This window comes from Streptomyces sp. NPDC085931, from assembly GCF_044540565.1.
In the GTDB taxonomy this organism is placed as follows: Bacteria; Actinomycetota; Actinomycetes; order Streptomycetales; family Streptomycetaceae; genus Streptomyces.
Genome location: NZ_JBITSK010000020.1, coordinates 118,174 through 124,173 on the forward strand (window position 1 = coordinate 118,174; position 6,000 = coordinate 124,173).

Sequence of the window (6,000 nt, forward strand, 5' to 3'; positions counted from 1 at the left end):
ACGGAGGGCTGGACGGAGGGCTGGACGGAGAGCTGGACGGAGAGCCGGACGGGGGGCGTGCGCGGGGGCGCGCGCAACGTCCGGGGGCGTGCCGCGTTAGGCAGGGCATGTTGCGTGCCACTGCCCGGGCCACCGCCCGCCCCGCCCTGCGCCGCCTCTTCGTCGGCGCCGCCGCCTCCGTCGCCGCCGTCGGGTCGTTCGCGGCCGTCCCCTCCCCCGCGTACGCCCGGGCCGACGCCGCCGCCCTGCCGTCACCCGCCGGCGGACCGGACCGCGACCACCTCACCGTCACCGTGCGCGACGCGGGCGGCGGGACCGACGGGACGTACGAGCTGTACTGCGACCCCGCCGGCGGCAGCCACCCCGACCCGCGCGGAGCCTGCGCCACGCTGCGGCGGGACACGCGCTGGGGGCAGGACCTCTTCGCCCCCGCCCCGGAAGGCGGCTTCTGCACCATGCAGTACGGCGGACCGGCCACCGCGCACGTCACCGGCACCTGGGCCGGACGCCCCGTCGACGCGACCTACGACCGCCGCGACGGCTGCGGGATCGCCCGCTGGGACCGGCTCGTGCCGCTGCTGCCGGACATGAAGGCGGAAGGAGCCGCAGGGAAGGGCTGACGCCGGGCGGGAGGCGGGCCGGCGCCGGCCCGTTCGCGCCACACTCCGCCCTGATTCCGCCGTCTCCGGGCGGCTCGGCCGAAAGATACAGAAACGCCGCTCCCGTAAAGGTCCCGCGAAGGTCCCGCGACGTCGTCGCAGGAGGGCGGGCGTTTCCGCTTACCCGGTCGTCAGTTCGGGGTCACTTCCTGGTGCGACCTCCCTCTCATCCGGCGTCGCGAGCGCAACCGCAGCCCTTAGACTCCCTCGCGTGACACGGCCCGGGACGGTTGGCAAGATGGCCCGAGCGGTCGGCAAGGTGCGGTAACAGGGAGGAAGCGTCTCGTGAGCAGCAGGCCATCCCGAGGCGCTGCTCGCCTCGCAGCCATACTGGACGCCCTGCCGGACGCGTTGGTGCTGGTCAATGCCAACGGAACGGTCGTCAACGCCAACACGATCGCCCTGGAGGCCTTCGAGACCCCGGGCACCGCCCTGGTGGGGCGGGGGCTGCTGGACCTGCTGCCGCAGTTCGACTCCAAGCTCATCCCGGGCTCCATGCGGCGGCCCGAACACCTCGACCCGCGGGCCCGCACCAAGCCCACCCGGATGGTCGCGCGCAGGACCGACGGGACGGAATTCCCCGTCGAGGTCACCAGTGCGAATCTGGAGAACGGGCAGCAGGCCTACGACAGTTACGGCTACACCGGCGACGAGCTGCTCATGCTCGTCGTACGCGATCTGTCCGGGACCGTCGACACCGAGGCCGAGCTGGCGCGCTCGCAGCGGCAGACCGAGATGATCCTGCGGGCCGCGTCCGAGGGCGTCGTCGGGACCGACACCGACGGGCGGATCGTCCTCGTCAACCCGGCCGCCGCCCAGATACTGGGCTACCGGGCCAGCGACCTCGGCGGACGCGAGCTGCACACGCTCGTACTGCACTCCCGCCCCGACGGCTCCCCCTTCCCCTACGACGAGTCGCCGCTGGCCGACACCCTGCGCTCCGGGCGCAAGCACCGGGTGCGCGGGCAGGTGCTGTACGCCAAGGACGGCTCGAAGGTGCCGGCCGACCTGACGACCGCGCCCGTGCGCGACGGCGACCAGCTCGTGGGCGCCGTCATGACCTTCACCGACCGGCGGCCCTACGACGCCGTCGTCGAGGAGAAGGAGGCGGCCGAGAAGGCCCACGCCGAGGAGCTGGAGCGGCTCTCCGAGGAGCACGCCTCCGAGCTGACCGCCCTGCGCCAGCAGCACGTCGCCGAGATGGAGGAGCTGCGCGAGCGGCACGCCGAGGAACTCGCCGCGAACGAGGAGCGCTACGCCGCCCTCGGGGAGCGGGAGAAGGACCGCTTCGAGGCGCTCGCCGCCCGGCACGAGCAGCTGCTGACCCTGCTGGGGCGCTCCCTGCGCGGGCCGCTGGAGGAGCTGCGCCGCGAACTGGCCGCGCTCGCCGCCGACGACGCCGGGCAGCTGTGGCCCGAGGCCAACCAGGTGCTGCACCACCTCTCGGCCGGCTACTCGCGCATCACGACCCTGATCGACAACGTCCTCGGCTACCAGCGGCTCGACGCCGGCAGCGAGAACGTCGCCCGCACCAAGGTGATGCTGGACGCGGTCGTCGCCGCCGGTGTGGACGGGGCCGTCGAGCTCATCGGGCCCGGGCGGGTGCAGTTCGCGGTGCACGCGCCGCCCATCGAGGCCGAGGTCGACCCCCGGCTGCTCGCCACCGCCCTGGCGCATCTGGTCGCCGACGTGGCCGGGGTCGACGCGACCGGCAACACGCCCGTGTCGGCGGGCGGTTACCTGGACAACACGGTCGTGGTGGCGGCGGCGCAGCGCGGTGAGGTCGTCCGCATCGAGGTGCGCGGGCCGTACGCCGGGGGCGACAGCGTGCACGAGCCCATCGTGCGCGGGATCGTCCGGGCCCACGGCGGCGTGCTGCAGACGCACGAGGTGCCGGGGATGAGCGGCAGCGCGTACGTCCTGGAGGTGCCGCTCGGGGGCGGGGCCGGGGCCGTCGCCGGGCAGCCGGCGGACGAGGGCGCAGCCGCCGCTCCGGAGGAGCAGACCTCCGGGGGAGGGCGGCGCCGGGCTCGGCGAAGCTCGACCGACGCGTTCCTGGACGCGGACGTTCCGGCGGCCGAGGGTGACGGGGCCGGTGCTGCTGCCGGGGCCGAGGATGACGGGGCCGGGGCCGATGCCGGGACCGATGCCGGGGGTGCCGAAGGGGGCGCGCCGACCGGGCGGCGCAGGCGGCGGGCCGCCGGGGAACCGGCCGCCCTTCCCGCGCAGGCGTCCGGTGAGGGCGCCGCGCCGGGCGGTACCGGGCGGCGGCGCGGCCGGCCGGCCGAGGACGCCGGTGCGGGCGCCGGCCCGCATGCCGTCGCGGGTGCGATCGCGGGTGCCCCCGGTGCAGCCGGGGGCGTCGGCAGCGCCGTCCAGGGTGTCGCCGAGGGAGCCGTGGTCACGGCCGCCGAGCACGCGGCCGGGACCGCGGCCTCGGGTACGGGCCTGGGCGGGACCGTTCCGCCGCAGGGTGTGCCCGCGCCGCCGTCCGGGCGGCGGGCCCGGCGGGAGCCGGGTGAGCAGCACGCGCTGCCGCCGGCCCTGCCCGCGGCCTCCTCCGGTGACGCCTCCGGCGGCCCGGACGAGGCGGCCCAGGGGCACGCTCAGCAGCCGACCGGGCGCCGGCGGCGGGCACTGGCCGCCGCGAACGAGAGGGCGGCCGCCGCGCAGCAGGCGGCCGGACCGCGTCCGGTGTTCGCCCTGCCGCCCGCCGAGTCCGACCAGGCGCCCTCGGCCGGTCCGCAGGCGGTGACGGTGCCGCCGGGCACGGTGGGTTCGCCCGGTGCCGCCGGGCCCGCCGGTGCGGCTGGAGCGGGAGCCGCCGGCGACCCGGCTGGTGACCCGGGCAGCCGGCATGACGCCGTGCCGCACGACCAGTCCGCCGATCACACACCTCCGCAGCCGCATCCCACGAGTGCGCCCACCGGGCGTCGGCGACGTGCGGTCGCTCCGCAGCCGGCCGAGGCGGCCGGGGTGGCCCAAGCGGCCCCTGCGCAGGCGCCCGGTGCGCCCGGTGTGCCCGGTGCGGGGGTGCCGGTCGCGCCGGGTGCGCCGGGCAGTGGGCAGCCGGTGGGGTCGGCGGTGGTGGGCGCCTTGCCCGGGGCCATGCCGGCGGGGGCCGATCAGAGGGCTGTCGCGCAGGGGAACGCCGCCGCTGCTCAGGCGCCTCCCGGCGCGGTTGGCGCCGCGCAGGCCCTGGCGGGGGAGGGGGCGCCCGCGCAGGCCGGGGTGCCGGCCGGGCAGGCGGCACCGGGCGCGGCCGTTCCCCCGCAGGGCCTGGCCGCGGCGGGACCTGGCCAGGCCGTTGCGCCGGGCCACGCCGTTGCGCCGCAGGGCGGCGTCCCGCAGACCGGTGTTCCTCAGGGCAGCGGCCCGCAGGCCGACGTCCCTCAGCCGCAGGGGGCGGTCCCGCCCCAGGGCATCCCCGCGCCGGCACCGGGCGTGGCCGCACCGGGACAGGGCGTCGCCGTACCGCCGCAGGGTGCCTCGGTGCCCCCGCAGGGTGTCCCCGGGTCCCCGCAGGGCGGCGCCGTACCGCCGCAAGGCGCTGCCGTACCCCCGCAGGGCGTCGCCGTACCGCCGCAGGGTGGCGGTGCGCCCCCGCCCGGCGTCCCCGTGTCCCCGCAAGGCTCCGCCGTACCCCCGCAGGGTGTCGGGGTGCAGCCTCAGGTCGTGTCCGTGCCCGCTCAGGGTGGGCTCGGGGGGAGTGTGCAGGCCGTTCTTCCCGGGCAGGACGGGCCGGGTGCGCAGCCGCTGCCGCAGCAGGGCGGCCTCGCTCCGAAGCCGCAGGTCTCCGCCGGGCAGCCGCTGCCCGCCGAAGCCGCGGCAGGCCCGAACACCGCCGGTCCGGCCCCCGCCCCCGCGTCGCAGCCCTGGCCCGCCGCCGACGACACCTCGGGAGCCGGTGTCGCCGTGCCGCAGGCCGCCGCGCCGCGCGGTACTCCCGCGCCGGGCACTCCGCTACCCCCGGAGGGCATGCCGCGGGCGGCGCAGCCGCTGCCCGCCGAGGCCGGGGCGTCCGCCGATCCCCACTCGACGCAGGGGCGGGCGATCAGCGTGCGGACCCTGGGCCAGGGCGTGCCGTTCAACCGGCAGGCGGCGCAGGTCCAGCAGCCGACGGCGACGCCTCCCCCGCACCAGCCGGGCGGATCCGGCCGCCGCCGCAAGCTGGGCACGCCGCCCGACCCGGCCGCCCGTACCGAACAGGCGGCGCGTCCCGAAGCGGCGCCCCGCCCCGAGCAGGCACTCCGCCCCGAGCAGGGCGCCCGGCCGCATCCGGCGGCCGAGCCGGTGCCCGCGCCGGCGCAGGTGCCCGCCCAGGTCTCCGCGCCCGTTCCGGCGCAGCCGTCCCTCGCCGGCCAGCCGCGGCCGGGGCAGATGACCCAGGGCGGCGGACGCTCGTACGCCATAGGCGCCCCGGACGAGAACGCCGCCGAGGGCCCCGAGCCGCTGGACGGTCCGGGCGGTGCCGTCGAGGTGGCCGATCCGCCGCGGCCGCAGCCGATGGACGACGAGTTGCCGCCGGAGCCGCTGGACAACCCGCGGCGGCTGCTGGTGTGGCCGGCGCCGGACGTCAGCACGCAGCAGGCGCTCAGCGACCGCGGCTACCGGCCGGTGATCGTGCACTCGCGCGAGGAGGTCGACGCGCAGATCGCCGCCTTCCCCGCCGCGCTGTTCGTCGACCCGCTGACCGGCCCGATCACGCGGACGGCGCTGCAGTCGCTGCGCCAGGCCGCCGTGGCCGCCGAGGTGCCGGTGCTGGTCACGGCCGGGCTCGGGCAGGCCTCGCGGGACGCGGCGTACGGCGCGGACCCCGCGGTGCTGCTGAAGGCGCTGGCGCCCCGGGACAGCGAGCAGCACCCGCCACGCGTCCTGCTCGTCGAGGAGCACGCGGAGATCGCGCTCGCGCTGACGGCGACGCTGGAGCGGCGCGGGATGCAGGTCGCGCGGGCCGCCAGTGACGCGGACGCGGTGGCGCTGGCCGGGCAGTTCCGGCCCAACCTGGTCGTGATGGACCTGATGCAGGTGCACCGGCGGCAGGCCGGATCCGCCGGGATCATCGACTGGCTGCGGGCGAACGGGCAGCTCAACCGCACCCCGCTCGTCGTCTACACGGCCGCCGTCGACCAGGCCGACCTGCCGCGGCTGGCGTCGGGAGAAACGGTGCTCTTCCTCGCCGAGCGGTCCACCAGCGGCGAGGTGCAGTCCCGGATCGTCGAACTGCTCAGCAGGATCGGCACCAACTAGTGCCGCATCAGGCAACGTTCGCCCTGTCGACCACGGCTCGTAGTCGTTGATCGGCGGCGTGACGGTTTCGCCAGATGATGTAGCGGCGAAT

General features: G+C 77.4%; 2 protein-coding genes and 1 pseudogene. 2 read left to right on the forward strand and 1 reads right to left on the reverse strand.

The window, feature by feature from the left end:
- The first annotated feature begins 107 nt into the window (after window positions 1-107).
- Entirely contained in the window at window positions 108-620 is a 513-nt protein-coding gene (locus ACIGAN_RS32585; RefSeq protein WP_365744865.1) for an SSI family serine proteinase inhibitor, read from the forward strand.
- Between the two features lie 324 nt (window positions 621-944).
- Window positions 945-5,909, forward strand: a complete 4,965-nt coding sequence (locus ACIGAN_RS32590; RefSeq protein ID WP_399862933.1) for a PAS domain-containing protein — start codon at window positions 945-947, stop codon at window positions 5,907-5,909.
- Window positions 5,910-5,916: 7 nt separating this feature from the next.
- On the opposite strand, the pseudogene ACIGAN_RS32595 reads toward ACIGAN_RS32590, so the two are convergent.
- Window positions 5,917-6,000: pseudogene (locus tag ACIGAN_RS32595) on the reverse strand (transposase); the annotation flags it as partial.